7 protein-coding genes are annotated in these 3,802 nt (G+C 36.1%); all 7 read right to left on the minus strand.

Features of this window, described 5'->3' with window-relative positions; all coding sequences use genetic code 11:
- Positions 1 to 250 (minus strand): type II toxin-antitoxin system PemK/MazF family toxin (locus tag ENL20_05425; protein ID HHE37996.1); only part of this gene is annotated, 250 nt, incomplete at its 3' end.
- Complete coding sequence (locus tag ENL20_05430) at positions 244 to 498, minus strand: hypothetical protein (GenBank protein ID HHE37997.1); 255 nt, start codon at positions 496 to 498, stop codon at positions 244 to 246. The genes ENL20_05425 and ENL20_05430, both read right to left, overlap by 7 nt.
- Positions 499 to 622: 124 nt before the next feature.
- Positions 623 to 787: a 4Fe-4S dicluster domain-containing protein gene (locus ENL20_05435; GenBank protein ID HHE37998.1), complete on the minus strand. Its 165-nt coding sequence runs from the start codon at positions 785 to 787 to the stop codon at positions 623 to 625.
- 92 nt (positions 788 to 879) lie between these two features.
- Positions 880 to 1,434, minus strand: a complete 555-nt coding sequence (locus ENL20_05440) for a ribosome recycling factor (GenBank protein ID HHE37999.1) — start codon at positions 1,432 to 1,434, stop codon at positions 880 to 882.
- 21 nt (positions 1,435 to 1,455) lie between these two features.
- Positions 1,456 to 2,184 (minus strand): UMP kinase, encoded by a 729-nt coding sequence (locus ENL20_05445; protein ID HHE38000.1) that lies wholly within the window; start codon positions 2,182 to 2,184, stop codon positions 1,456 to 1,458.
- Positions 2,185 to 2,187: 3 nt separating this feature from the next.
- Positions 2,188 to 2,781 carry a translation elongation factor Ts gene (gene tsf / locus ENL20_05450; GenBank protein ID HHE38001.1) on the minus strand — a complete coding sequence of 198 codons (594 nt, stop codon included), beginning with the start codon at positions 2,779 to 2,781 and terminating at the stop codon, positions 2,188 to 2,190.
- A gap of 43 nt (positions 2,782 to 2,824) precedes the next feature.
- Positions 2,825 to 3,691 (minus strand): 30S ribosomal protein S2, encoded by an 867-nt coding sequence (rpsB, locus tag ENL20_05455; GenBank protein HHE38002.1) that lies wholly within the window; start codon positions 3,689 to 3,691, stop codon positions 2,825 to 2,827.
- Between the last annotated feature and the right edge of the window lie 111 nt (positions 3,692 to 3,802).

Consider the following 3,802-nt stretch of genomic DNA (forward strand, 5'->3'; position numbering starts at 1 on the left):
CCGTAAAAATCTGCGATACATTTACCACGCACTTTTTTGATAAATTCGCTTCACCTTTTTTCAGGATAATATTACCTGGAGCATCTGCTCGTTTTAAATTTGAAGTTATCAGGCAAACAACTATTGTATTAATCCTGCTTCGATTGAAAATGTCATTTTGTACTATTACATAAGGATGAAGATATGCAGGTTCCGAACCGATCGGTTCTCCTAAATCAATCCAGAATACATCTCCCTGTTCGATTACCATTTTTCATTCACTACATGCCGTTGTTTTCTTTTCATTTTATTCAGTATTTCGCTTTCTTCATTAGATGGCTTATCTTTATACACTGTATTAAGCTTAACTAACATTTTTTTGTTTTGATAACGCTGAAGAAATTCCTTTAAAGCTTTAGAAAATAAAGCACTTCGAGTAGTTTTTTGTTCTTTAACCAGGTTCTCTATTTGCGTAAAAAGAGGTTCTTGTATTGAAACAGCGGTTTTAATTATTGCCATTTTTCCACCTATTGTTTTATACTCTTATTTATATAAAAAGTATAACCATTTTTTAGAGTAAAACAAAAACTTTGTTAATAATCTGATATAAATCAAAAAAGTAAATACTTGTATATATAGTTTTCTACCCGTTGATCGCCCCAATCGGACAGACTTCCTTACAATTTCCGCAATCGATACAAGCTTCCGTGATCACATATTGTTCATCACCTTCGATGATCGCATTAACCGGACAGACATCAACGCACATACCGCATTTGATACACTCTGAAGTAATGATAAAAGACACTTCTCAATCTCCTATATTCACAAGTTCGAATCAATCAAATCTATTCTTCCCTCTTTTTGTTCAAGAGAGGGTTTGGGGGGTGAGTTTACAATCTATACTTCCATAATTTCAGATTCTTTAGCCTTGGTAGCTTTGGAAATCTTATCGATCCAATTATCTGTTAATTCCTGAATTTCTTTTAGCAGTTTCTTATGATCATCTTCAGTGATATCGCTGTTTTTTTCCATCTTCTTGGCAGATTCATTCCCACTTCTGCGGATGTTCCTGATCTCAATTTTGGCATCTTCTGCAGTTTTTTTGATCTGCCGGACAATATCTCTTCTCGTTTCTTCTGTTAAAGGTTGAAAAGGAAGACGGACCACATTTCCGTCATTTTCCGGAGTAACTCCCATATTCGATGCTAAAATCGCTTTTTCAATGTTATTCAAAGATGATTTATCCCAAGGTTGAACAACTATAAGACGAGGTTCGGGAATGGTTATATTACAAAGCTGTTTGATCGGAGTAAGCTGACCGTAATAGTCAATTTTTATATCGTCTAAAGCAGAAGCATTGGCTCGTCCGGTTCTGGTTTTGGAAAATTGATGTAACAAGGAATTAAACGCATCATCCATTTTGGATTCGATTTCCAGTAAAAGTTCTTCCATTATTACTCCTTTTCGACAGGATTAACCGTGTACAAAAGTTCCGATTTCTTTATGTAAGATCGCTTCTTTAAGGTTGCCTTTTTTGGTGATATTAAAAACTTTTATCGGCATATTATAATCTCTTGCTAAAGAGAAAGAGGTCATGTCCATAACTTCTAATTTCTTTGCCAGAACTTCATCATAAGTAACATCATTGATAAATTCTGCCTTTTTATTTTTAACCGGATCTGCGGTGAAAACACCATCGACTTTAGTTCCTTTGAACACAATATCAGCATCGAGTTCGATCGCTCTTAAAACCGCAGCTGTATCAGTAGTAAAGAAGGGATTTCCGGTTCCGGCACAGAATAAACAGATCTTCCCTTCATTGAAAGAAGTCTTTGCTCGTTTGGGAGTATAGTATTTAGCAACTTTATCAACTTGAATTGCAGAATAGATTTCAGTCGAATAATTTTTTTTATTCAAAAATCCGCTCAAGATCAACGCATTCTGGATAGTTGCCAGCATTCCGATATTGTCTGCTACAAATCTATCCAGAATATCTCCCACTTCGGAAGCACCTCTGAAAAAATTACCACCGCCAATAACGATCCCGATACTATAACCGAGTTTCTTGATAGCGATGATCTCGTCGGTAAGCTCATTTACGGTTTCGATATCTATCCCGAATCCTTTCTTACCGGCAAGGATTTCACCGCTGAGTTTGAAAATTATTTTATGAATTTTCTCGGGTTTATAATTTCTGGCCATTTTTTAGTTTCCCAAACTGTATCTGACAAATCTAACAAGTTTGATGTTTTCTCCAAGAGCGACAATTGCTTCATTGAGAAGGTCTTTGATAGTTTTATCAGGATCTTTAATAAATTCCTGAGCCATCAGGCAATTTTCTTTTTTGAATTTCGCGATCTGTCCATCAACTATCCTGTCTATTATCTTTTCCGGTTTTCCTTCATTTAAAGCTTTATTTTTATAGATTTCTCTTTCTGATTCGATCACTTTCGGATCGAGTTCATCTTCCGAAATTGCCAATGGATTAGAGGCGGCAATATGCATGGATATATCTTTACACAAAGTTTCAAATATTTCGTTTTTGGCTACGAAATCTGTTTCACAATTCAGTTCGACCATAACTCCGATCTTACCGTTCGTATGTATATAAGAATAAATTCTTCCTTCTTTTGTTTCGCGGTCAGCTTTTTTTTCAGCTTTGCTGATCCCTTTTTCTCTCAAATATTTAACGGCAGCTTCCATATCTCCGTTCATTTCTATCAAAGCTTTTTTACAGTCCATCATTCCTGCGTTTGTTTTTGCACGAAGTTCCATCACTGTTTTTGCTGAAATACTCATTGTTTTTCTCCTGGGTTTTTAGTCTTGTTTTGAATTTTATGTTCTATTTTTTAGATTCTTCTTTTGTTTCTTCTTTTGCTTCTTGCTTTTTTATATAAGCTCTCTTTTTAGTCTTCTTTTCTTCTTCAGGCTGTTTTTTTTTCTTTGCTTCTTTTTCAGGTTCCGTTGCTTCTGTTTGGGATTTTTCTGCTCCTTCTTCTTCAGAAACCAGATCAGCTCCTTCCATCAGAGATTGACGACCGTCAATAACAGCATTTGCCATAACATCAGCCATCAGGTTGATCGCTCTGATCGCATCATCATTTGCCGGAATAACATAATCGACCAGATCCGGGTCACTGTTCGTATCGACCATAGCCACGATTGGAATCCCAAGTTTTCGCGCTTCTTTAACGGCAATACTCTCTTTGATTATATCTACGACAAAAAGAGCTCCGGGAAGTCTGTCCATTTCCCTGATCCCGCCCAAAACATTATTGATCTTATCGTAAATTCTTTTCATTTTTGTTGCTTCTAATTTTGTAAAGCTGTTCAGAGTTCCGTCTTCAACAATCTGTTCATAATAATCCAGTTTTTCTATTCTACGCCTAATAGTCTGCATATTGGTCAGCAATCCGCCATACCAGCGATTATTAACATAAAAAGCACCGCATTTTTTAGCAGCTTGTTCTATTGCTTCTTTCGCTTGTTTTTTTGTTCCCACGAACAGGACAGTTTCTCCTTTAGCAACCAGTTCCTTGATGAACATAAAAGCATCGTTGACTGCATCGAGTGTTTGTTTCAGATCCAGAATGTGAATCCCGTTTCTTTTGATAAAAATGTATTTATCCATTTTGGGATTCCATTTATGGGTTTGATGGCCAAAGTGAACTCCGCTTTCAAGTAATTCTTTCATACTGACAACCGACATTTGTAATTCTCCTTTTTATACGGTTTTTTTTCTGTTTGGAAATTACCTGCAATACAATCCCGAAAGCTTTCGGGACACCGCTTTGCAAATTTCCAGACAGTTTATTTTTTA

This window comes from Candidatus Cloacimonadota bacterium, from assembly GCA_011372345.1.
Lineage (GTDB): Bacteria > Cloacimonadota > Cloacimonadia > Cloacimonadales > TCS61 > DRTC01.